Below are 22,684 nucleotides of genomic sequence, written 5' to 3'. Positions count from 1 at the left end.
AATTAATAATATCAATTAATTACATTTTTATCTTTTGGTCATATGACAGGAAGATTTTGCTTTTATTACATGATTATGGATAACGTAAAATCATCTGGCAACGTTGAGATGTTGGGCAACCATAGCAAGCCTGATCGTACGGCGATAAAGCGTAAACAGGGTAAAAGCCGTTCCATTCATCAATCTACGGCCTAACCAGAGTACGGCTATCTCACACATAAAAAGAATGACCTTATTGGCAGCAATAGCTTCATCTGCGATGACGGCAAGCGCCAGCACTATACAAAAAATAAACAAATTGGCGAGATATAGGTACATAAAAATACGTAATCCAACAGCATGACCTCGACCTACTAACCCTGCAGCTACGCTAGTTATAACAATAACCCCTAAGAGCAGCGGAAAGTAGAAAGCCAGAAAACGGGGCGGAGTAAGTTGGAGACTCTGCAATATAAAAGCCGCATTAACTGAAAAAATAACAATTAATATCAAATAAATACAAGCAGGAACTAGCGGGGAAGATGATAAGCGTTGCCCATGAGACAAGCTCATCATATCTGTTGTTGTATGCTGCGCGATCTCATCTCTATCTCTTCGCTTGATAAGTTGATCGATTTCCACACCATGCTTGAGAAGCGCTAAGAAATTATTACCACATAAGTTTTTCATTTTAGAATCGCCACTGAGTAAAATTTAATGGTTTTTTATAAGCAATGGCGTAACTCTATCCACAAACACACTATCAACCGTTGATAGCGGATAAAAAAATCCGGCATCCCTTTGCAGAAATACCGGATTATAGCGTCACTCAAAAGAGTGTCGGTCCGTACAGCCTGATTACTCTACGGTCACCGATTTCGCCAGGTTACGCGGCTGGTCAACGTCGGTGCCTTTGATCAGCGCAACGTGATAAGCCAGCAGCTGCAGCGGCACGGTGTAGAAGATCGGCGCAATCACCTCTTCGACATGCGGCATCTCGATGATGTGCATGTTGTCGCTGCCGCTGAAACCGGCGTCTCCATCGGCGAAGACGTACAGTTCACCGCCGCGGGCGCGAACTTCTTCAATATTGGATTTCAGTTTTTCCAACAGTTCGTTGTTCGGCGCCACCACGATAACCGGCATTTCGGCATCAATCAGCGCCAGCGGGCCGTGTTTCAGCTCGCCCGCCGCATAGGCTTCAGCATGAATGTAGGAGATCTCTTTCAGCTTCAGCGCCCCTTCCAGCGCGATCGGGTACTGATCGCCGCGGCCAAGGAACAGCGCGTGCTGCTTATCGGAGAAACGTTCCGCCAGCTGTTCGATGCGCTTATCCTGCGACAGCATCTGCTCGATACGGTTCGGCAGCGCCTGCAGGCCATGCACGATATCCTGCTCGATAGCCGCATCCTGGCCCTTGAGACGCGCCAGCTTCGCCACCAGCATCAACAGCACGGTCAGCTGAGTGGTAAAGGCCTTGGTCGATGCCACGCCGATTTCGGTACCGGCTTTGGTCATCAACGCCAGATCGGACTCGCGCACCAGCGAGGAGCCCGGAACGTTGCAGATGGCCAACGACCCCAGATAGCCAAGCTCTTTAGAGAGGCGCAGCGCCGCCAGGGTATCCGCCGTCTCACCGGACTGGGAGAGGGTGATCATCAGGCTGTTGCGGCGCACCGCGGATTTGCGGTAGCGGAATTCGGAAGCAATCTCGACATCGCACGGCACACCGGCTAACGCTTCGAACCAGTAACGGGAGACCATCCCGGAGTTATACGAGGTTCCGCAGGCAACAATCTGGATATGCTCAACCTGCGACAGCAGCGCGTTGGCATTCGGCCCCAGTTCGCTGAGATCGACCTCGCCATGGCTGATACGCCCGGTCAGGGTGTTCTTAATCGCGTTCGGCTGTTCGTAAATCTCTTTCTGCATATAGTGGCGATAAATCCCCTTATCACCGGCGTCATACTGCAGATTAGATTCGATCTCCTGGCGATTCACTTCCGCGCCGGATTTATCGAAAATAACCACCGTACGACGGGTAACTTCGGCAATATCGCCCTCTTCGAGGAAGATAAAGCGGCGGGTCACCGGCAGCAGCGCCAGCTGGTCAGAAGCGATAAAGTTTTCGCCCATGCCCAGGCCAATGACCAGCGGGCTACCGGAGCGTGCCGCCAGCAGCGTCCCCGGATCGCGGGTATCCATGATCACCGTACCATAGGCACCGCGCAGCTGCGGGATTGCGCGCAGTACGGCTTCACGCAAGGTGCCGCCCTGTTCCAGCTCCCAGTGCACCAGATGCGCGATAACTTCGGTATCGGTTTCGGAGACGAAGACATAGCCGCGAGACTGCAGCAGGGCGCGCAGCGGCTCATGGTTCTCGATGATCCCGTTATGGACCACCGCAATATGTTCAGAAACATGCGGATGCGCATTGCTCTCAGACGGCTCGCCGTGCGTCGCCCAACGGGTATGGGCAATCCCGGTACCGCCGTGTAACGGTTGCTCTTCTACCGCCTGAGCCAGCATCTGAACTTTACCAAGACGACGAACGCGGGTCATATGACCTTCGTTATCGACCACAGCCAGACCGGCAGAGTCATAGCCACGGTATTCCAGACGACGTAAACCTTCGAGAAGGATTTCAGCAATATCACGCTGCGCGACTGCGCCAACAATTCCACACATAGTTAAATTTCCTGATAATGGCGATATGCCATGCGTTGTCGCTGACCTGTATTTGCCCTTTACGGGCGCCCCGAGCCTTGTAGAGAGTGGGGTTATTTTTATGGTACTGCCTGCGGACGGGGACCTATATTGATCCTCTCATCCTGGTTCGCCGGGCGAACTCTCACCCGGCGACAATCTAAAAACTACTTTTTCTTTACCGGACGCTGCCAGCCCTGTTTGTGGACCTGCGGCACGCGACTTAACACCAGTTCGTTGTCAGCAATATTACGCGTGACGGTGGTGCCCGCGGCAATCGTCACGCCATTACCGACGCTGACCGGCGCGACCAGTTGCGTATCAGAACCGACAAACACATCATCGCCGATGATCGTTTTATGCTTATTTGCGCCATCATAGTTACAGGTGATGGTACCCGCGCCGATATTAACGTTGTCGCCAATTTCAGCGTCGCCGAGGTAGGAAAGGTGACCTGCCTTCGAACCTTTGCCCAGACGGGCTTTCTTCATTTCGACAAAGTTGCCAACGTGAGCGCCTTCCAGCAGTTCAGCCCCCGGACGCAGACGCGCAAACGGGCCGATGGTGCAGGCAGCCTGCAGTTGCGCATCTTCAACCACGCTATACGGGCTGATTTCGCAGTCATCGCCGATGACGCTGTCTTTGATGACGCAGCCGGCGCCGATCTTCACGCGATCGCCCAGCACAACATGACCTTGCAGAATAACGTTAGTATCAATTTCGACATCGCGCCCGTGTTTCAGCACGCCGCGCAGATCGAAACGCGCCGGATCGCGCAGCATCACGCCCGCCAGCAGCAGTTTTTCTGCCTGCTCTGACTGATATACTCGTTCCAGACGCGAAAGTTGCAGCCGGTTGTTCACCCCTTCAACTTCGCTCAGACGCTGTGGATGCACCGCAACGATCTCATGACCTTCCTGATGGGCCATCGCGATAATATCGGTGATGTAGTATTCGCCCTGGGCGTTATTGTTAGTGAGCTTCGCCAACCAGCGTTTCAGGTCCGCGCCGTTAGCAACCAGAATCCCGGTATTGATTTCCTGAATCTGGCGCTGCGCTTCGCTGGCGTCTTTATGCTCAACGATGCCTGTCACCTGGCCATTTTCACGCGTGATGCGCCCATAACCGGTTGGATCATCCAGCTTCACCGTCAACAGGCCAATACCGCCCTGCGGTTTTGCGGCGCGCAGGCGCTGTAGCGTTTCAACCGAAATCAGCGGCACATCGCCATAGAGCATCAAGATATCTTCATCATCATTGAAGAACGGCGCCGCCTGCTGCATCGCATGGCCGGTACCGAGCTGCTCCGCCTGCAGCACCCAGTTGAGGTTATCTTCATGCAGCGTTTGACGCAGCAAATCGCCGCCGTGGCCGTACACCAGGTGTACCGCGGCAGCGCCTAAATCTTTAGCCGCATCAATGACGTGCTGAACCATTGGCTTCCCGGCCAGAGTATGCAGCACCTTAGGAAGATCGGAATACATGCGGGTCCCTTTGCCTGCGGCAAGGATAACCACGCTCATCGCACTGTTTGACATACGCATCCTGACAGCTGTTAGAACGAAAAGTAAAAGCCTTTCACGTTGAAATTGCTACATATTTTTCATCATGAAACGAGACGCGGAGAAAACGTCCAGGCTCAATGCTATACACCATTTTAGGGCGCTATTTTTAACCATCGTAAAACAGTTTAACGCTGAAAAACGATGATAGTGAGGGGAATGACCTTCTATCTCACTGCTTTTGCTGTTTTTTTGTCACCTGAATAAAGCAGTGTTTACCGTTATCGCTGATAAACCGTAAGTTTATAACCTGACAGAATTTTAGCCTGTCCCGGGCGGGAAAGGTCAATGAGTTTGGGCTGGAAAGTGGTTAAAGAGAGGCATAAAAAGCAAAGAGGCCACCCTCGGGTGACCTCTTTTCCGTTGTTTCACATCGCATGTGTTGTCGTTTTGATGAGCGATAGTGCGTGAAAGCAGGACGGTAGCGCGGCGATCAGAAGCTCAGGGCGCTAAATTTGGCGATGATTTTGTGGAACAGTTTCATGATGATTTCCAGATTACAGGTGCGGTTTGATAGTATTTTTTGTGATTTGCATCACAAAAATCAGTCTACGCTTCATCATTTAACTAATCAATAACAATTAAGGGGGAGTGTGTTTTGTCCGACGTCACCGCTGACGTATTAAGCATAAAAAAAGCCAGTCTGTTTCCAGACTGGCTTTTAGCTTTCAAGCCGGTGTTACATCGCTTTTTTGGTCAATTCGATAACGCGCAGTTTAGCGATCGCTTTGGCCAGTTCCGCGGACGCCTGAGCGTAATCCACGTCGCCGTGAGAGCTCTTGATGTGCTCTTCCGCTTTACGTTTCGCTTCCAGGGCTCGTGCTTCGTCGAGGTCCTGACCGCGAATTGCCGTATCGGCCAGAACGATCACGTTGCCCGGTTGCACTTCAAGAATGCCGCCGGACAGATAGATAAACTCTTCGTGACCGAACTGTTTAACGATGCGAATCATACCAGGCTTAATGGCGGTGAGCAGCGGCGCGTGACCCGGGAAAATACCCAGTTCACCTTCGCTACCCGTTACCTGGATTTTCTCGACCAGGCCAGAGAACATTTGTTTCTCTGCGCTGACGACATCCAGGTGGTAAGTCATTGCCATATCACCCTCCGATTAAGGCGTTAAAGTTTTTTGGCTTTTTCCACGGCTTCTTCGATGGAACCGACCATGTAGAACGCCTGCTCCGGCAGGTGATCGTATTCGCCTTCCATGATGCCTTTAAAGCCACGGATGGTGTCTTTCAGCGAAACGTATTTACCCGGAGAACCGGTAAATACTTCTGCTACGAAGAACGGCTGGGACAGGAAGCGCTGGATCTTACGAGCGCGAGCTACCACCAGTTTATCTTCTTCAGACAGTTCATCCATACCCAGGATGGCGATGATGTCTTTCAGTTCCTGATAACGCTGCAGCAGGGACTGTACGCCACGCGCGGTGTCGTAGTGTTCCTGACCAACAACCAGCGGATCCAGCTGACGGCTGGTGGAATCCAGCGGGTCAACGGCCGGGTAGATACCCAGAGACGCGATCTGACGGCTCAGTACCACGGTTGCGTCAAGGTGCGCAAAGGTGGTTGCTGGGGACGGGTCAGTCAAGTCATCCGCAGGTACGTATACCGCCTGAACGGAGGTGATAGAACCGGTTTTGGTGGAGGTGATACGTTCCTGCAGAACGCCCATCTCTTCCGCCAGAGTCGGCTGATAACCTACCGCTGAAGGCATACGGCCCAGCAGTGCAGATACTTCAGTACCGGCCAGGGTGTAACGATAGATGTTATCGACGAACAGCAGAACGTCACGACCTTCGTCACGGAATTTCTCAGCCATGGTCAGGCCGGTCAGCGCAACGCGCAGACGGTTTCCCGGCGGCTCGTTCATCTGGCCGTAAACCAGGGATACTTTATCCAGAACGTTAGAGTCGGTCATTTCGTGGTAGAAGTCGTTACCCTCACGAGTACGCTCACCGACGCCCGCAAACACGGAGTAACCGGAGTGCTCGATCGCGATGTTACGGATCAGCTCCATCATGTTTACGGTTTTACCTACACCCGCACCACCGAACAGACCAACTTTACCGCCCTTAGCGAACGGACACATCAGGTCGATAACTTTGATGCCGGTTTCCAGCAGTTCCTGAGAGCTGGACAGCTCTTCATAGGAAGGCGCCGCGCGGTGGATAGCCCAACGCTCTTCTTCGCCGATGTCGCCTTTCATGTCGATCGGCTGACCCAGGACGTTCATGATACGGCCCAGAGTCGCTTTACCTACCGGGACTTCGATCGGATGCTCGAGGTCTTTAACTTCCAGACCACGACGCAGACCGTCGGAAGAACCCATGGCGATAGCACGAACTACGCCACCGCCGAGCTGCTGCTGAACTTCCAGCACCAGGCTCTCATTACCATTCTGTACCTCAAGGGCATCGTACACGCGTGGTACGGCATCCTGAGGGAACTCGACGTCGACCACGGCGCCGATTACCTGGACAATCTTTCCAGTAGCCATCTTAAATCCTCTACGAAATAACCTGGTTAAACCGCGGCGGCCCCCGAGACGATCTCGGTGAGTTCCTGAGTAATGCTGGCCTGACGAGCTTTGTTGTATACCAACTGCAGCTCTTTAATCAGGCTGCCGCCATTATCGGTCGCGGCTTTCATCGCCACCATACGGGCGGCCTGCTCGCTGGCCAGGTTTTCTACCACGCCCTGATAAACCTGAGATTCCACATAACGACGCAGGAGGGTATCCAGCAGCGCTTTCGGATCGGGCTCATACAGGTAATCCCAGGACTTACGTTTCAGATCATCATCTTCTGAAGCCGGTAATGGCAGCAGCTGAGTGATGGTCGGAGCCTGAGACATGGTGTTAATAAATTTGTTGCTGACAACGTAAAGCTTGTCCAGACGGCCTTCATCGTAGGCCTGCAACATCACTTTTACCGGGCCGATCAGTTCGGACAGGGACGGGTTATCACCCATACCGGTCACCTGGGCCACAATATTGCCGCCCACGGAGTTAAAGAAAGACACGCCTTTAGAGCCGATCATTGCGAGGTCGCACTGAACGCCTTTATCGGACCATGCTTTCATATCCGCCAGCAGTTTTTTGAACAGGTTAATGTTCAAGCCACCGCACAGACCACGGTCGGTCGACACCACCAGGTAGCCCACGCGTTTAACGTCGCGTTCTTCCAGGTACGGGTGCTTATATTCCAGATTACCGTTCGCAAGGTGACCAATCACTTTGCGCATAGTATCTGCATATGGACGGCTGGCCGCCATGCGATCCTGCGTTTTACGCATTTTGGAGGCGGCGACCATCTCCATCGCTTTGGTGATCTTTTGCGTGTTCTGGACGCTTGCGATCTTACTACGTATCTCTTTTGCGCCGGCCATGAGCTTCTCCTCAATGCCTTGCGGCCTGCCCTAAGGCAAGCCGCCAGACTTTACCAGGACTGGGTTGCTTTGAAGGAGTCGAGGATGCCTTTCAGCTTGCCTTCGATCTCGTCGTTATAGCCACCGGTCTGGTTAATCTCTTGCATCAGCGGAGCGTGGTCACGGTCAACGTAAGCCAGCAGAGCGGCTTCGAAGCTACCGATTTTCGCCAGTTCCACATCTTCGAGGTAACCGCGTTCAGCAGCGAACAGTACCAGGCCCTGCTGTGCTACAGACATAGGTGCATACTGTTTCTGTTTCAGCAGTTCGGTCACTTTCTGACCGTGGCTCAGCTGCTTACGAGTCGCTTCGTCCAGATCGGATGCGAACTGAGAGAACGCAGCCAGTTCACGATACTGCGCCAGCGCGGTACGGATACCACCGGACAGTTTCTTGATGATCTTGGTCTGAGCAGCACCACCAACACGGGATACGGAGATACCCGGGTTAACCGCCGGACGAATACCGGAGTTGAACAGGTTGGTTTCCAGGAAGATCTGACCATCGGTAATGGAAATTACGTTGGTCGGAACGAATGCGGAAACGTCACCCGCTTGCGTCTCGATAATCGGCAGCGCAGTCAGGGAGCCGGTTTTACCTTTAACTTCACCATTGGTGAATTTCTCAACGTATTCCGCGTTAACGCGGGATGCGCGCTCCAGCAGACGGGAGTGGAGGTAGAACACGTCGCCCGGGAATGCTTCACGTCCTGGCGGACGACGGAGCAGCAGGGAAACCTGACGGTAAGCAACAGCCTGTTTAGACAGGTCATCGTAAACGATCAGCGCATCTTCACCGCGGTCGCGGAAGTATTCGCCCATTGCGCAACCGGCATACGGCGCCAGGTATTGCAGCGCAGCAGATTCAGAAGCGGTCGCCACAACAACGATAGTGTTGGACAGCGCGCCGTGCTCTTCCAGTTTACGCACCACGTTAGAGATGGTGGACGCTTTCTGGCCGATAGCTACGTATACGCATTTGATGCCGGAATCACGCTGGTTGATGATCGCATCGATTGCCATCGCGGTTTTACCGGTCTGACGGTCACCGATGATCAGCTCACGCTGGCCACGGCCGATTGGAATCATGGCGTCAACAGATTTGTAACCGGTCTGCACCGGCTGGTCTACGGATTGACGATCGATAACGCCCGGAGCGATAACTTCGATTGGCGAGAAGCCATCGTGCTCAACAGGACCTTTACCGTCAATCGGCGCACCCAGGGTGTTCACCACGCGGCCTAACAGACCACGACCGACCGGAACTTCCAGAATACGGCCAGTACACTTAACCTTCATGCCTTCGGCGAGGTCAGCATACGGACCCATCACAACCGCACCAACGGAGTCGCGCTCCAGGTTCAGTGCGATAGCGTAACGGTTACCCGGCAGGGAGATCATTTCACCCTGCATACAATCGGCCAGGCCGTGGATGCGGATAACACCGTCACTTACAGAAACAATAGTACCTTCGTTGTGAGCTTCACTCACAACATTGAACTGAGCAATGCGCTGCTTGATCAGTTCGCTGATTTCGGTGGAATTCAGTTGCATGCTCCAGTCCCCTTAAGACTGCAAGACGTCTGCCAGGCGATCAAGACGGCCGCGTACGCTACCATCAATGACCATATCACCCGAGCGGATGATAACTCCTGCCATAACAGACTTATCGATTTTGCAATTCAGCTTAACTTTGCGTGACAGACGCTTTTCCATCGCGCCGGAGATCTTCGCAAGCTGTTCTTCACTCAGTTGGTTGGCAGAAATAACATCTACCTCTGCGATGGCCTCGCTGGCCGCACGCAGGTGAATGAACTGCTCAAGAACATCCGGGAGCACCTTCAGACGACCATTTTCAGCCATCACCCGAATCAGGTTCTGACCATTTTCGTCGAGTTGCTCGCCGCAGATAGCGATAAACGCATCTGAGAGCGTTTCCGGCGCCAGGGCACCGGAGAGAAGCTCTGCCATTTGTTCGTTTTTAGTCACTTCAGCGGCAAACGCCAGCATATCCTGCCAGCGCTCAACACTTTTGTGTTCGACGGCAAAGTCAAAAGCTGCTTTGGCGTAGGGGCGAGCTACCGTTACAAATTCAGACATCAGCCCCTCCCTCCTTACAGTTCAGCGACAAGTTTATCCACGATGTCGCTGTTAGCAGCTTCATCCACGGAACGTTCGATGATCTTCTCGGCGCCAGCAACAGCCAGGATAGCAACCTGCTTACGCAGTTCTTCGCGAGCACGTTTACGTTCGGCATCGATTTCAGCCTGCGCCTGTGCGACGATTTTGGTGCGTTCCTGTTCTGCTTCAGCTTTAGCTTCGTCCAGAATCTGAGAGCGACGCTTGTTCGCTTGCTCGATGATTACCTGGGCTTCCGCTTTCGCTTTTTTCAGCTGGTCGGTCGCGTTGGCCTGTGCAAGGTCCAAATCTTTCTTAGCGCGTTCTGCAGAAGCTAAACCGTCAGAAATTTCTTTCTGGCGCTTTTCGATGGCAGCCATTAACGGCGGCCATACGTACTTCATGCAGAACCATACGAAGATAACAAACGCGATGGCCTGGCCGAGGATTGTTGCGTTCATGTTCACAGCACAATACCTCTTAAATTAACTCTGTGGCTTAGGTTTCTTTCGAACAACTTACTACGCGACAGCAAACATCACGTACAGACCCAGACCTACAGCGATCATCGGGATAGCATCCACCAGACCCATAACGATAAAGAACTGAGTACGCAGCAGAGGAATCAGATCCGGTTGACGCGCTGCGCCTTCCAGGAATTTACCCCCGAGGATGCCGATACCGATCGCAGCACCGATTGCCGCCAGACCCATCATCACAGCGGCAGCCATGTACAGCAGATCCATATTCAGGTTTTCCATGACAGTCTCCAGTTTGTTTCAGTTAAAACGTAGTAGTGTTGGTAAAAATCAATGCTCTTCGGATGCCATCGACAGATAGACAATCGTCAGAACCATGAAGATGAAGGCTTGCAGCGTAATAATCAGGATGTGGAAAATGGCCCAAGGCACATTCAGAATCCACTGTGACCACCACGGCAACAGACCAGCAATCAGAATGAAAATCAGCTCACCGGCATACATGTTGCCGAACAGTCGCAGACCGAGAGAAACCGGTTTGGACAGCAGGCTTACCCCTTCAAGGATTAAGTTGACAGGAATGAACGCCCAGTGATTGAACGGCTGCATGGTCAGTTCTTTAACGAACCCACCAACGCCTTTCATTTTGATGCTGTAGAAAATAATCAGGATGAACACGCCAAGCGCCATCGACAGGGTGATGTTCACGTCCGCAGACGGAACCACGCGCAGTGCAGGCAGGCCGAAAATGTGTTCGCCGATATAAGGAATCAGGTCGATTGGCAGCAGGTCCATCAGGTTCATCAGGAATACCCAGACGAACACGGTAAGCGCCAGCGGCGCGATGACCTTGCTCTTGCCATGGTACATGTCTTTGACGCTGCCATGGACGAAGCCGATGATCATTTCGATGAAGGTTTGGAATTTCCCTGGTACGCCGCTGGTCGCTCTCTTAGCAACGCTACGGAACATGGCAAGGAACAGCAGACCGAGAACCACCGAGAAAAACATGGAGTCAATATTGAGCGTCCAGAAGGTGGCTGGGGGGTTGTGCGGATCCACCAGCGAGAATGTACGTAGGTCCAACTGAAGGTTATTCAGATGGTGTCCTATGTAATCCTGCGGCGTCATATTTTCTGAAGCCATGATGCCTTTTACCCTTTGTTGTTAATTACAGCTGGAGCCAGAATTTGTACCACCAGCACCAAAACCCACGTCACTATCAGCGGCAAAAATACCACTTCAAAAACCGCCAGCGCCATCGCCAGTAGGGCGAAGGTCAGCAACACCTTGAATGCTTCACCGAAGGCGAAGGTCCAGGCCACTCGGCCTTGTGCTGGTGTATGCGCCTGATGGCGCCAGGCAAAAATCATAAACAACGCGTTTGGCAAAACAACTGCCAAACCTCCGCATATGGCGGAGATGCCCCAGAAGGGGTCTTTGAGGCTGAACAGCAGTCCACTTGCTATTACTGCCAGTAACTGAATAAACAGAAGCTTTCGAGCAACGTTTCGACTCACGAGCGACATAGACATCACGTTTTTACTCCTGCTCCCTTCGAGGTATGCCGCGTGTCGTATAAAACGTTCTTTAAGACCAAGAGTCAAGCGTCAAAAAGCGGACAAATTATACGGTGACAACACGTGATTTCAAACATTAAGTAGCAAAATAGTGAATAAATGTTTAATTATTTTCTGAGCGGCAATTTTTCATGCATTTCGTCAATCAGTGAGGGATCAACCAGAAGTGCAAATAATGAGAAAACGCGGCCATTAAAGCGTGCATCAGATCACATAATAAACATTTTCGGCGCAATCGAATTAAATCTGTACAGAATCAGTAAGTTTTCATCTTTTTGATATTCAAGATAAAAAGTGAGGTCTTTTTGTAAAACAACCCCACATACAATAAAAACCTTTTATTGACATTTATAATAAAAATTTAACATCAATATGAACTGACAGTTCATCGATTTTTAGCACCCTGATATTTTCAAAGTTGACTATTCTGCCAGTAAACCACCACGCTAAAGTTAAACACTAGAAAAGCCACAGTAAAAACAAGGTTAAAAGTGGCCAGATAATACCCGCAGGTAACTTTGATTTTTGTAACATGCGCAGGCCACATTTTTTCCACATTTTTTGATAAAAATTATAAGGCGTTTGGCTTAATGACCACCAAATGTCTCTCCCCTTCCAACTGGGGTACATGCAGTTTAATCACGTCGCAAACCTGGTAACCTTCTGGCAGGTCTGCCATTTCACTTTCCTGCGCCTGCCCTTTCAACGCGTAGAAATGCCCATCTGCCGCCGGCAGGTGGTGGCACCAGCTCACCATGTCGTTCAGCGAAGCAAAAGCGCGGCTAATGACGCCATCAAACGGCGGCTCGGCGGGAAACGCTTCCACACGGCTCTGCACGGGGGTGATGTTATCCAGTTTTAGCTCATGCTGGACCTGGCGCAGGAAGCGCACACGCTTGCCAAGGCTATCCAGTAATGTGAAATGAGATTCCGGGCGCACGATAGCCAGCGGAATACCCGGCAGGCCCGGGCCGGTTCCCACATCGATAAAGCGGGAGCCCTGTAGATACGGCGCAACGATAATGCTATCGAGGATATGGCGAACCAGCATCTCGTTAGGATCGCGAACAGAGGTCAGGTTATAGGCTTTGTTCCACTTATCCAGCAGCCCGACATACGCCACCAGCTGGTTTTTCTGGTGATCGGTGAGCGAAATACCCGCTTCATCCAGCAGACGAGAAAGTTTGTTGAGCACGGTGAGTACCTTCTAAAAATAATGAGCCCGGAGGCGCTAACGCTTACCGGGCTGTGAATTATAAAGGCGAACGCTGATTTTGCATCCGCCAAATTAACGCGCTCTGACGATTATCAGGCGCTGCGGCGCAGCATCCCCTGCTTTTTCAGCCACACCAGCAAAATAGAAATTGCCGCCGGGGTAATCCCGGAAATACGCGATGCCTGGCCGATCGATGACGGTTTATGGTCGTTCAGCTTGGCAATAACCTCGTTGGACAGGCCGGATACCTGACGGTAATCGAGCGTTGCCGGCAGCAAAGTATTCTCGTTGCGCTGCTGCTTTTCGATTTCGTCCTGCTGACGAGCGATATAGCCTTCGTACTTAACCTGAATCTCAACCTGCTCTGCCGCCTGTTGATCCTGCAGGCCCGGCGCGAACGGAGAAAGCTGAACCAGCTGTTCGTAGGTCATTTCCGGACGACGCAGCAGATCTTCGCCGCTGGCTTCACGCGATAGCGGTGCGGTCAGGTGAGCGTTCACTTCGGCAGCGCTTTCCGCCAGCGGGTTGACCCAGCTGGTTTTCAGGCGTTGGCGTTCACGTTCAATGTTTTCCAGTTTCTCGTTGAAACGCGCCCAGCGCTCATCGTCCACCAGCCCCAGCTCACGCCCCTGTTCGGTCAGGCGCAGATCGGCGTTGTCTTCACGCAGCATCAGGCGATATTCCGCACGGGAGGTAAACATACGGTACGGTTCTTTGGTGCCAAGTGTGCACAGATCGTCCACCAGCACGCCAAGGTAGGCCTGATCGCGACGCGGCGCCCAACCTTCTTTTTCCGCTGAGAAGCGGGCGGCATTAAGACCGGCAAGCAAACCCTGCGCAGCGGCTTCTTCATAGCCGGTAGTGCCGTTAATCTGGCCGGCGAAGAACAGACCCTGAATGTATTTGCTCTCCAGCGTCGGCTTCAGGTCACGCGGGTCAAAGAAATCGTACTCAATGGCATAGCCAGGGCGAACGATCTTCGCGTTTTCCATCCCCTGCATTGAACGGACGATTTGCATTTGCACATCAAACGGCAGGCTGGTGGAGATACCGTTTGGATAAATTTCGTTTGAAGTCAGCCCTTCCGGTTCAAGGAAGATCTGATGCTGGTTGCGATCGGCAAAGCGCATGACCTTGTCTTCGATCGACGGGCAGTAACGTGGGCCGATACCTTCAATCACCCCGGCGTACATTGGGCTGCGATCGAGGTTGCTGCGGATCACATCATGGGTTTTCTCGTTGGTGTGAGTGATATAGCACGGTACCTGGCGCGGATGTTGATCCGCGGATCCCATAAACGAGAAGACCGGCATCGGATTATCGCCGTGCTGTTGCGCCAGCACGCTAAAATCGATGGTGCGCGCGTCGATACGCGGCGGAGTACCGGTTTTCAGGCGGCTTACGCGCAGCGGCAGTTCACGCAGACGGCGAGACAGCGGGATCGACGGCGGATCGCCGGCACGACCGCCGCTGTAGTTGTCCAGGCCAATGTGAATTTTACCGTCCAGGAAGGTGCCGACGGTCAATACCACCGACTTAGCGCGGAACTTGAGACCCATTTGGGTTACCGCACCGACGACGCGATCGTTTTCGACAATCAGATCTTCCACCGCCTGCTGGAAGATCATCAGGTTCGGCTGGTTCTCCAGCGCGGTGCGTACCGCCTGGCGATACAACACCCGGTCGGCCTGGGCGCGGGTCGCACGGACTGCTGGGCCTTTGCTGCCGTTTAGTATCCTAAACTGAATGCCTGCCTGATCGATCGCTTTCGCCATCAGACCACCGAGCGCATCCACTTCTTTTACCAGGTGTCCCTTCCCAATGCCGCCAATCGCCGGGTTGCAGCTCATCTGCCCCAGCGTGTCGATATTGTGTGTCAAAAGCAGGGTTTGTTGGCCCATTCGCGCTGCTGCCATCGCGGCCTCAGTGCCTGCATGACCCCCGCCAATGATGATGACGTCAAAAGGATCCTGATAAAACATGGTGATCTGCCTCGCATAACGCGGTTTGAAAATGGATTGAAGCCCGGGCCGTGGATTCTACTCAACTTTGCTCTTTCGAGAAAGACTCCGGGATCCTGAGTATTAAAAAGAAGATCTTTTATTTAGAGATCTGTTCTATTGTGATCTCTTATTAGGATCGACTCTCTTTGTGGATAAGTCGGATCCACGATTTAAGATCAAACGCTTAAGAAGGATCACAATCTGTGAATGATCGGTGATCCTGTTCCGTATAAGCTGGGATCAGAATGAAGGGTTATGCACAGCTCAAAAAGCATACTTCGGTTATTCTTTGGATAACTACCGGTTGATCCAAGCTTTTGAGCAGGTTTATCCACAGAAGAAAGTGTGGATCTTTACAAAACTCAGAGTAAATCTTTCCAGGATCCCACCCAAACCTCGGCCGGATCTTCAGGAATCTCGTGTTCGAGGACATTAATTTTCAGCGTTTCACCGATCTGTTTTGCCCCGTTGGCCTTTAATGCCGCTTCGAGTTTGTCGATTGCGCCGCAAAAAGTGTCATATTCGCGGCTACCGATGCCCACCGCGCCAAAGCGAACGGCAGAAAGCTCGACCTGCTTCTCCAGCAACGCTTCATAAAAGGGGACCAGGTTGTCCGGAATATCGCCGGCGCCATGGGTAGAAGAGATAACTAACCAGATCCCTTCAGCCTGCAGATCGTCAACCAGCGGACCGTGCTGGATATCAGTGCTGTAGCCCGCTTCTTCCAGCTTTTCTGCCAGATGTTCTGCTACATATTCCGCACTGCCCAGGGTGCTGCCGCTGATAAGTGTAATGTCTGCCATGATCGCCGATCGCTCGCTCAACTATTCTGAGTGGCGTATTGTACGCTGTGAGCGAGCTGGGATCTACCTGTGGAAAAATGTGGGATTAAAAAAAGCGATCAGGGCTTGATGGTACGCATGATCGGGTTCTGCAGCACGATCAGGGTTTCAGTGGACTGAATTTCATCGATTGTTTGGATCTTGTTGATAAGTACCTGCTGCAGGGCATCGATGGATTTACACATCACCTTAATAAAGATGCTGTAGTGGCCGGTGGTGTAGTAAGCCTCTGTCACCTCTTCCAGGCTCTCCAGCCGGGCGAGGGCGGAAGGATAGTCTTTAGCGCTCTTAAGAATGATGCCGATAAAACAGCCGACGTCATAACCGAGCTGTTTCGGGCTAACGTCAATTCGCGCGCCGGTAATAATGCCCGCCTGTTTCATTTTCTCTACGCGTACGTGAATCGTACCTGGGCTCACGCCGAACTGTTTGGCCAGTTCGGCATAGGCAGTGCGCGCATTGGCCATTAAGGCATCAAGAATGCCGCGGTCCAGATTGTCGATCTGATAATTTTCCATTGTTTTTTCTTATGATGTTTGATGATTCTTACTATTTTAGCTTGTTAATTTAATGAATCAAAACTCAAGACGTCTTTTTATTGATTGATTGTTGAATTCAGTGCCATTTCTGTTGCTTAATCAATATCAACAGGACGCAGGAGTGATAAAAAATGAAAACCGCATACATCGCAAAACAACGCCAGATTAGTTTCGTTAAATCCCATTTTTCCCGTCAGCTGGAAGAGAAGCTTGGCCTGATTGAAGTGCAGGCGCCGATCTTAAGCCGCGTAGGAGATGGGACGCAGGACAACTTGTCCGGCTGCGAGAAAGCGGTTCAGGTAAAAGTGAAAACACTGCCAGACGCCCAATTCGAAGTGGTTCATTCACTGGCGAAGTGGAAGCGTCAAACCCTGGGACAACACGACTTCAGCGCGGGCGAAGGGCTATACACGCACATGAAGGCCCTTCGCCCCGATGAAGACCGCCTCACCCCAATTCATTCCGTTTATGTTGACCAGTGGGACTGGGAACGCGTCATGGGCGACGGCGAACGCCATACCGGCACGCTGAAAGCGACGGTTGAGGCGATTTACGCTGGGATCAAAGCCACCGAGCTGGCGGTAAGTCAGGAATTTGGTCTGACGCCATTCCTGCCGGAACAGATCCACTTTATTCACAGTCAGGAACTGTTGAGCCGTTATCCGGATCTGGATGCTAAAGGCCGCGAGAGGGCGATCGCTAAAGAGCTTGGCGCCGTCTTCTTAATCGGTATCGGCGGTAAACTGTCTGACGGTAAGCGCCACGATGTTCGCGCGCCGGATTATGATGACTGGAGCTCGCCATCGGCGGAAGGCTTTGCCGGCCTGAACGGCGATATCCTGGTGTGGAACCCGGTGCTGGAAGACGCTTTTGAGCTTTCCTCTATGGGGATCCGCGTTGACGCCGAGGCGCTGAAGCGCCAGTTGGCGGTGACCGGCGATGAAGACCGTCTGCAGCTTGAATGGCACCAGGCGCTGCTGCGCGGCGAGATGCCGCAGACCATTGGCGGCGGTATTGGCCAGTCGCGTTTAACCATGCTGTTGCTGCAGCTTGACCATATCGGCCAGGTACAGTGCGGCGTATGGCCCGCGCAGGTGCGGGAAAGCGTCGCCGCTCTGCTGTAAAGATTAACGCCGCCAGCGACGCAGCAGGCGGCTACGCAATCCGGTATCAAAGCGCCAGATATGATCGAAGATGCGCATGATGCCGGGTTTGCCGTGTACCGACATCGCCACCGCGTGAAAACGATGCTGATGTTTGTGCTGCAGCTCCCCCACCTTATTGACCACCTCATCCGGCAACCGCTGGGCGATAAAATCGGAAATCACCACCGCATCGGCATCGACCCACTGCGGGCTTTGCAAACGTTCAACGATCGCGCGAAAACAGCTGGCCAGATCGGTGCCGCCGCGAAAGCGCTGGCTTAAAAAACGGATCGCCTGCTCCAGCCCCTGCGGGCCGGTTAGCTCGTAGTGCACCACTTCGCTGGAGAACAGCATGATGTAGCAGCGGCGGTTATCCGCCAGCGCGACGCGCATCAGCGCCAGACAAAAGGCTTTGGCGCATTGTTCGTTAAAACCGCCCATCGAACCTGAGGTATCTACGCAGACAATAAATGGCCCGCGCGGCTGCTCATCAAAATCCTGCCGGGTTACCGGGCGTTCGGTGATTTTCTCTCGCCAGGCGTCGCCGTGCAGGCGATAAGTTAATAGCTGTTTTTCCACCAGCTTACGGTAGAACTCGAACTCCAGTTCGGTGATGCCGAGCGTTGCCAGCTCTGGCGGCAACAGACGTAGAATATCGTCGCTTTGCTGCAGGCCATCGACCTGCTCTGGTACCGTTGCCGGTTCACGAACCATCGCGCGGAAGGCCTCCATCGGCGCATCCTTCTTCGGCACCAGTTTGGCTTCCCGCGATCTGCCCAACTGCTCAGCCAGCTGCATCAGTTCCGGCTGTTGGCTGAGAAAATCGCCATAGCGCACGATCAGCTGGTAATCGCCGCGTTTAAGCTCGCCGGCGCTCATATCCCACAGGCGGCCGGCGGCGTTGTCGTTTTCCACCAGCACCGGCTCTAGCTGCCCGCTCAGCGTCATTCGTTCCTGCACCTCGCTGAGCAGCTGATCGCGCTCATCGTCTAATAAGTGCTGGTTGAGGGTGGTGGTCTGTACCACCAGACTTAAGCGCCAGCGTTGTAAGAACAGAGTATGTAGCGCTGGGGTGAAGGTTGCGTTATCGTCCACCAGCTGCTGCGCCTGGGCGGCAAAGGGCGACTGGAGCTTATGCAGCTTGCCGAGGATCTGCGGCAGCTGCACGATAAATTGCGATGTTGAAAGCAGCTGGGCCTGCTGATAGATCTGCACTTCGGCGTCCAGCTCGGGAGGGATCTGCGTCTCTTTGAGCCGGGCGCGAACCGCTTCTCGCCAGCGCGGAATATCGGCGGCGATGATATTTTTCAGCCGCGGAAATTTTTCAAAGAACACCGCCAGTTGAGGCGAGGCCAGCAGCGCCAGCAGCATCTCCTCGATCATCCCTTCTTCGCTGACCGCCAGCATGACATTCAGCATGTCGAGCGTCATGGCTGGCGCGCCTGTTTAATTTGCGCGCCGACGTCCTGCAGGCTGGCTTCGATACGCCCCAGCCAGTCGCCGGGAATAAACAGGCATTTTTGCTGTTCGCTAAAGCGGTTATGTTGCTGGTGCCACTCGTCATCCAGCGCTTCCAGCTGCTGGCGGATCTCGGCAGGCATATTTTCCTGAGATTCGCTGCCGGGCAGCGACAGGCGCGAGCCTTGCAGGCTGACGTCGCGCACCACCAGGTGTTGGCTGGCATCGACATCCATCGTTAATGGCTGGGCAAAACCGATACCGTTGAGCTTGCCGCGGATCTCGCCGCCTTTCTCCAGCCAGTTGATCAGCGCCTGGCGTTCAAAGGCGATATGGATAACTTCGAGATCGTGCAGTTTCAGCGGTTGCTGGAGAAGCAGCGTCAACGTCTCGCCTTCAACACCGTCTGGCAGTTCGTAATGCGGCTTACGGCTGAACATGCCGCCAACGCGCGTGACTTTAAGCGCGGTTTTATCGCTGTGCTGCTGCTGGATTTGAATACGGCGTTGGATGATGGCGCCCAGTTTAGTCAGCATCGCCTGCTGGCCCCAGGCATGGCTGGTCATCAGGGATTCCAACTGCTGCGACATCAGATTCATGCTTTCGATGTTATGCCACAGGCAATCTTTCAGCAGGATCAGGTCGATAGGCGCGATGGCGTCGCGGCCGCTAAAGAAGGCGCTGGCCTGCAGCAGACGGATGGCTTTTTTCCAGCGGCGATCGGAAACGTAAGGCGCATTAGGCAAGGCATCTAATTGTTGGCGCAGTTGGAAAACCAGCTCGAAGACATTGTCCGGCAACTTCACGGTACCAATGTCATGCTGCCACTGGGTGAACTCTTCGGTGCTGATTTGCAGGTTTTCAGGAACCGGATTGCTGTTTTCATCCTGCTGGCTGACCAGCATCGAGCGGAAGTTAGTTTTATCCTGTACTTTATCCAGCCACAGGCGGATCAGCATGCGGTCATATAAGGCTTCGAGGCTGTTGTCCGCTTCGGGCAGTTCGTTCGACGCCGCGACCAGCAGGCGCATTGGGATTTTCTCTTCATGGGCGCCGTTGCGGAAGTGGCGTTCGTTGATGGCCGTCAGCAGGGTATTTAGGATAGCCGGGCCGGCTTTCCAGATTTCATCCAGGAAGACGATTTCCGCCTCTGGCAGATAGCCTGCCGTTAAACGCTCATAGCGCCCTTCATCTTTGAGCGCCTGAATCGACAGCGGGCCGAAAACTTCTTCCGGCGTGGAGAAGCGGGTCATCAGATATTCAAAAGCGCGCGCCTGCCTGAAAGCGAACTTAAGGCGGCGGGCGATCAGGCTTTTCGCGATGCCGGGCGGCCCCAGCAGGAACACGCTCTCGCCGCTAAGCGCGGCCAACAGGCACAGGCGTATTGCGTGGCTGCGTTCAAAGAGCCCTTTTTCCAGGGCGGCGCTAAGTCGGGAAATTCTTTCTGCCAGTAAATGTGATTGAGCCATAATAGAGTTGCGTGCTTTGTCGTGTGTCGTTATTGCGTCGAGTATAGATGTTTGATTAGGGGTGGTAATAGCCTGAAGAATCGATTTATTTTCTTTGAGCTAAGTTAATATGGTGTCAGTTAGGGGTACGATTCAGCAAATAATCGTGCATACTGTGCGCTTTTTGTGGGCCAAGGGACTAGGCACACATTTGTTTTATAAACGAAAAGACTAGTCTATGAGCACTGATAATAAACAATCGCTGCCGGCAATAACGCTGGCGGCAATCGGCGTGGTTTACGGCGATATCGGTACCAGTCCACTGTATACCCTTCGCGAATGTCTGTCAGGCCAGTTTGGCTTTGGCGTTGAACGCGATGCGGTTTTTGGCTTTCTGTCGCTGATTTTCTGGCTGTTGATCTTTACCGTATCAATAAAATACATCACCTTCGTGATGCGGGCGGATAACGCCGGCGAGGGCGGGATCTTGACGCTGATGTCGCTGGCGGGGCGCAACACCTCGGCAAAGATGACCTCCGTATTGGTGATCCTCGGCCTGATTGGCGGTAGCTTCTTCTATGGTGAAGTGGTGATAACCCCGGCAATATCGGTGATGTCGGCGATAGAGGGGTTGGAAATTATCGCCCCACAGCTGGATACCTGGATTGTCCCCATCTCCATTATTGTGCTGACCCTGCTTTTTGCTATTCAAAAACACGGAACCGGGATGGTCGGCAAGCTGTTCGCGCCAATTATGCTTATCTGGTTCCTGTTGCTGGCGGTGCTTGGCGCGCGCAGTATTCTCGATAACCCGGAAGTTCTGCAGGCGCTGAACCCTTACTGGGCAGTGAACTTCTTCCTGCAGTACAAAACGGTCTCCTTTATTGCGCTCGGCGCGGTGGTGCTGTCGATTACCGGTGTGGAAGCGCTGTATGCCGATATGGGTCACTTCGGCAAACTACCGATTCGCGTAGCGTGGTTCTCGGTAGTACTGCCATCACTGGTGCTTAACTATTTTGGCCAGGGCGCGCTGCTGTTGAAGCACCCGGAAGCCATTAAAAACCCGTTCTTCCTGTTGGCGCCGGAATGGGCGCTGATCCCGATGCTGATTATCGCGACCCTGGCGACGGTTATCGCCTCGCAGGCGGTGATTTCCGGGGTCTTCTCGCTGACTCGCCAGGCCGTGCGTCTGGGCTATCTGTCGCCAATGCGCATTATCCATACTTCGGAAATGGAGTCCGGGCAGATTTACATCCCGTTCATTAACTGGCTGCTGTACGTTTCTGTGGTCATCGTCATTGTCAGCTTCGAGCACTCTTCTAATCTGGCGGCGGCGTACGGTATTGCGGTAACGGGCACCATGGTGTTGACCTCCATTCTGTCGGCGACCGTGGCGCGCAAAAACTGGCACTGGAATAAGCTGTTTGTCGGCCTGATGCTGGTGGCCTTCCTGTGTATCGATATTCCGCTATTCTCGGCGAACCTCGATAAAATCGTCTCCGGCGGTTGGTTGCCGTTATCACTGGGTCTGGTGATGTTTACGGTGATGACCACCTGGAAGAGCGAGCGTTTCCGCCTGTTGCGCCGGATGCATGAGCATGGCAACTCGCTGGAAGCGATGATCTCCTCGCTGGAGAAATCGCCGCCGGTGCGCGTGCCGGGTACCGCGGTCTATATGTCTCGCGCCCTGAACGTGATCCCATTTGCGCTGCTGCATAACCTGAAACACAACAAGGTGCTGCATGAACGCGTGATCCTGCTGACCCTGCGCACCGAAGATGCTCCGTATGTGCATAACGTTCGCCGCGTGCAGATTGAGCAACTGTCGCCGTCGTTCTGGCGCGTTGTAGCAAGCTATGGCTGGCGTGAAACGCCGAACGTCGAAGAGGTGTTCCATCGCTGCGGCCTGGAAGGGCTGAGCTGCCGAATGATGGAAACGTCGTTCTTTATGTCCCACGAGTCGCTGATTATCGGCAAACGGCCATGGTATCTGCGCCTGCGCGGCAAACTGTATCTGCTGTTGCAGCGTAACGCTCTGCGCGCGCCGGATCAGTTTGAAATCCCGCCGAACCGGGTTATCGAACTCGGTACTCAGGTAGAAATCTGATGTCAAAAAGCCCTTCAATAATGAAGGGCTTTTTTGTCTCTCACATCTCGATGCAATTTCCTGCCCACGCCT

At 53.2% G+C, this 22,684-nt stretch carries 20 protein-coding genes; 2 read left to right on the top strand and 18 right to left on the bottom strand.

Features of this window, described 5'->3' with window-relative positions; all coding sequences use genetic code 11:
• Positions 1-90: 90 nt before the first annotated feature.
• The 16 genes from KGA69_RS06210 to asnC all read right to left on the bottom strand — a co-directional run bounded on the left by KGA69_RS06210 (position 91) and on the right by asnC (position 16,433).
• A complete protein-coding gene (locus tag KGA69_RS06210; RefSeq protein ID WP_213292906.1) occupies positions 91-669 on the bottom strand; it encodes a hypothetical protein in 579 nt (192 codons plus the stop codon).
• A 168-nt stretch (positions 670-837) separates the two neighbouring features.
• Complete coding sequence (glmS, locus tag KGA69_RS06205; protein ID WP_045396004.1) at positions 838-2,667, bottom strand: glutamine--fructose-6-phosphate transaminase (isomerizing); 1,830 nt, start codon at positions 2,665-2,667, stop codon at positions 838-840.
• Between the two features lie 185 nt (positions 2,668-2,852).
• Positions 2,853-4,223 (bottom strand): bifunctional UDP-N-acetylglucosamine diphosphorylase/glucosamine-1-phosphate N-acetyltransferase GlmU, encoded by a 1,371-nt coding sequence (gene glmU / locus KGA69_RS06200; protein WP_045396006.1) that lies wholly within the window; start codon positions 4,221-4,223, stop codon positions 2,853-2,855.
• Positions 4,224-4,926: 703 nt separating this feature from the next.
• Positions 4,927-5,346, bottom strand: coding sequence for a F0F1 ATP synthase subunit epsilon (locus tag KGA69_RS06195; protein ID WP_015703917.1), 420 nt, complete (start codon positions 5,344-5,346; stop codon positions 4,927-4,929).
• Between the two features lie 20 nt (positions 5,347-5,366).
• A complete protein-coding gene (gene atpD, locus KGA69_RS06190; protein WP_015369008.1) occupies positions 5,367-6,749 on the bottom strand; it encodes a F0F1 ATP synthase subunit beta in 1,383 nt (460 codons plus the stop codon).
• A 26-nt stretch (positions 6,750-6,775) separates the two neighbouring features.
• Complete coding sequence (atpG, locus tag KGA69_RS06185) at positions 6,776-7,639, bottom strand: F0F1 ATP synthase subunit gamma (protein WP_015369007.1); 864 nt, start codon at positions 7,637-7,639, stop codon at positions 6,776-6,778.
• A 50-nt stretch (positions 7,640-7,689) separates the two neighbouring features.
• Positions 7,690-9,231, bottom strand: coding sequence for a F0F1 ATP synthase subunit alpha (atpA, locus tag KGA69_RS06180; protein ID WP_015369006.1), 1,542 nt, complete (start codon positions 9,229-9,231; stop codon positions 7,690-7,692).
• A 12-nt stretch (positions 9,232-9,243) separates the two neighbouring features.
• Positions 9,244-9,777, bottom strand: coding sequence for a F0F1 ATP synthase subunit delta (atpH, locus tag KGA69_RS06175; protein WP_015369005.1), 534 nt, complete (start codon positions 9,775-9,777; stop codon positions 9,244-9,246).
• 14 nt (positions 9,778-9,791) lie between these two features.
• On the bottom strand, positions 9,792-10,262 hold the full coding sequence (atpF, locus tag KGA69_RS06170; RefSeq protein WP_004107293.1) for a F0F1 ATP synthase subunit B: 471 nt from the start codon (positions 10,260-10,262) through the stop codon (positions 9,792-9,794).
• Between the two features lie 54 nt (positions 10,263-10,316).
• Positions 10,317-10,556, bottom strand: a complete 240-nt coding sequence (atpE, locus tag KGA69_RS06165; protein ID WP_000429386.1) for a F0F1 ATP synthase subunit C — start codon at positions 10,554-10,556, stop codon at positions 10,317-10,319.
• 48 nt (positions 10,557-10,604) lie between these two features.
• A complete protein-coding gene (gene atpB, locus KGA69_RS06160) occupies positions 10,605-11,420 on the bottom strand; it encodes a F0F1 ATP synthase subunit A (RefSeq protein WP_015369004.1) in 816 nt (271 codons plus the stop codon).
• An 8-nt stretch (positions 11,421-11,428) separates the two neighbouring features.
• Complete coding sequence (gene atpI / locus KGA69_RS06155; RefSeq protein WP_015703918.1) at positions 11,429-11,809, bottom strand: F0F1 ATP synthase subunit I; 381 nt, start codon at positions 11,807-11,809, stop codon at positions 11,429-11,431.
• 616 nt (positions 11,810-12,425) lie between these two features.
• A complete protein-coding gene (rsmG, locus tag KGA69_RS06150) occupies positions 12,426-13,049 on the bottom strand; it encodes a 16S rRNA (guanine(527)-N(7))-methyltransferase RsmG (RefSeq protein WP_015369001.1) in 624 nt (207 codons plus the stop codon).
• Positions 13,050-13,162: 113 nt separating this feature from the next.
• Positions 13,163-15,052 carry a tRNA uridine-5-carboxymethylaminomethyl(34) synthesis enzyme MnmG gene (gene mnmG, locus KGA69_RS06145; protein WP_032709507.1) on the bottom strand — a complete coding sequence of 630 codons (1,890 nt, stop codon included), beginning with the start codon at positions 15,050-15,052 and terminating at the stop codon, positions 13,163-13,165.
• A 383-nt stretch (positions 15,053-15,435) separates the two neighbouring features.
• Complete coding sequence (gene mioC, locus KGA69_RS06140) at positions 15,436-15,876, bottom strand: FMN-binding protein MioC (RefSeq protein WP_045396008.1); 441 nt, start codon at positions 15,874-15,876, stop codon at positions 15,436-15,438.
• A 98-nt stretch (positions 15,877-15,974) separates the two neighbouring features.
• Positions 15,975-16,433: a transcriptional regulator AsnC gene (gene asnC, locus KGA69_RS06135; protein WP_015368998.1), complete on the bottom strand. Its 459-nt coding sequence runs from the start codon at positions 16,431-16,433 to the stop codon at positions 15,975-15,977.
• Between the two features lie 152 nt (positions 16,434-16,585).
• On the opposite strand from asnC, the gene asnA reads away from it, so the two are divergent.
• The gene (gene asnA, locus KGA69_RS06130) at positions 16,586-17,578 is read left to right on the top strand and encodes an aspartate--ammonia ligase (RefSeq protein ID WP_047044566.1); all 993 of its coding nucleotides are present in this window, start codon (positions 16,586-16,588) and stop codon (positions 17,576-17,578) included.
• A 3-nt stretch (positions 17,579-17,581) separates the two neighbouring features.
• Here asnA and viaA read toward each other — a convergent pair whose 3' ends face one another.
• Positions 17,582-19,030: an ATPase RavA stimulator ViaA gene (gene viaA / locus KGA69_RS06125; RefSeq protein WP_015368996.1), complete on the bottom strand. Its 1,449-nt coding sequence runs from the start codon at positions 19,028-19,030 to the stop codon at positions 17,582-17,584.
• Positions 19,027-20,526, bottom strand: coding sequence for an ATPase RavA (ravA, locus tag KGA69_RS06120; RefSeq protein ID WP_063447802.1), 1,500 nt, complete (start codon positions 20,524-20,526; stop codon positions 19,027-19,029). Before ravA ends, viaA begins: the two co-directional genes overlap by 4 nt.
• Positions 20,527-20,743: 217 nt before the next feature.
• Here ravA and kup point away from each other — a divergent pair, with 217 nt between their 5' ends.
• The gene (kup, locus tag KGA69_RS06115; RefSeq protein WP_045396012.1) at positions 20,744-22,612 is read left to right on the top strand and encodes a low affinity potassium transporter Kup; all 1,869 of its coding nucleotides are present in this window, start codon (positions 20,744-20,746) and stop codon (positions 22,610-22,612) included.
• Positions 22,613-22,684 lie beyond the last annotated feature (72 nt).

It is taken from the genome of Klebsiella sp. A52 (genome assembly GCF_018388785.1).
Classification (GTDB): domain Bacteria; phylum Pseudomonadota; class Gammaproteobacteria; order Enterobacterales; family Enterobacteriaceae; genus Klebsiella; species Klebsiella aerogenes.
The sequence above is the reverse complement of the archived record's forward strand: the minus strand, read 5'-3'. Positions and strand labels throughout refer to the sequence as shown.

Bases quoted from the DNA above. Each gene is read 5' to 3' on its own strand.
- KGA69_RS06210 (WP_213292906.1), bottom strand. From the start codon at position 669: ATGAAAAACTTATGTGGTAATAATTTCTTAGCGCTTCTCAAGCATGGT.
- atpD (WP_015369008.1), bottom strand. From the start codon at position 6,749: ATGGCTACTGGAAAGATTGTCCAGGTAATCGGCGCCGTGGTCGACGTC.
- asnC (WP_015368998.1), bottom strand. From the start codon at position 16,433: ATGGAAAATTATCAGATCGACAATCTGGACCGCGGCATTCTTGATGCC.
- atpG (WP_015369007.1), bottom strand. From the start codon at position 7,639: ATGGCCGGCGCAAAAGAGATACGTAGTAAGATCGCAAGCGTCCAGAAC.
- mnmG (WP_032709507.1), bottom strand. From the start codon at position 15,052: ATGTTTTATCAGGATCCTTTTGACGTCATCATCATTGGCGGGGGTCAT.
- asnA (WP_047044566.1), top strand. From the start codon at position 16,586: ATGAAAACCGCATACATCGCAAAACAACGCCAGATTAGTTTCGTTAAA.
- mioC (WP_045396008.1), bottom strand. From the start codon at position 15,876: ATGGCAGACATTACACTTATCAGCGGCAGCACCCTGGGCAGTGCGGAA.
- atpH (WP_015369005.1), bottom strand. From the start codon at position 9,777: ATGTCTGAATTTGTAACGGTAGCTCGCCCCTACGCCAAAGCAGCTTTT.
- atpI (WP_015703918.1), bottom strand. From the start codon at position 11,809: ATGTCTATGTCGCTCGTGAGTCGAAACGTTGCTCGAAAGCTTCTGTTT.
- atpB (WP_015369004.1), bottom strand. From the start codon at position 11,420: ATGGCTTCAGAAAATATGACGCCGCAGGATTACATAGGACACCATCTG.
- glmS (WP_045396004.1), bottom strand. From the start codon at position 2,667: ATGTGTGGAATTGTTGGCGCAGTCGCGCAGCGTGATATTGCTGAAATC.
- atpA (WP_015369006.1), bottom strand. From the start codon at position 9,231: ATGCAACTGAATTCCACCGAAATCAGCGAACTGATCAAGCAGCGCATT.
- ravA (WP_063447802.1), bottom strand. From the start codon at position 20,526: ATGGCTCAATCACATTTACTGGCAGAAAGAATTTCCCGACTTAGCGCC.
- KGA69_RS06195 (WP_015703917.1), bottom strand. From the start codon at position 5,346: ATGGCAATGACTTACCACCTGGATGTCGTCAGCGCAGAGAAACAAATG.
- glmU (WP_045396006.1), bottom strand. From the start codon at position 4,223: ATGTCAAACAGTGCGATGAGCGTGGTTATCCTTGCCGCAGGCAAAGGG.
- atpE (WP_000429386.1), bottom strand. From the start codon at position 10,556: ATGGAAAACCTGAATATGGATCTGCTGTACATGGCTGCCGCTGTGATG.
- viaA (WP_015368996.1), bottom strand. From the start codon at position 19,030: ATGACGCTCGACATGCTGAATGTCATGCTGGCGGTCAGCGAAGAAGGG.
- kup (WP_045396012.1), top strand. From the start codon at position 20,744: ATGAGCACTGATAATAAACAATCGCTGCCGGCAATAACGCTGGCGGCA.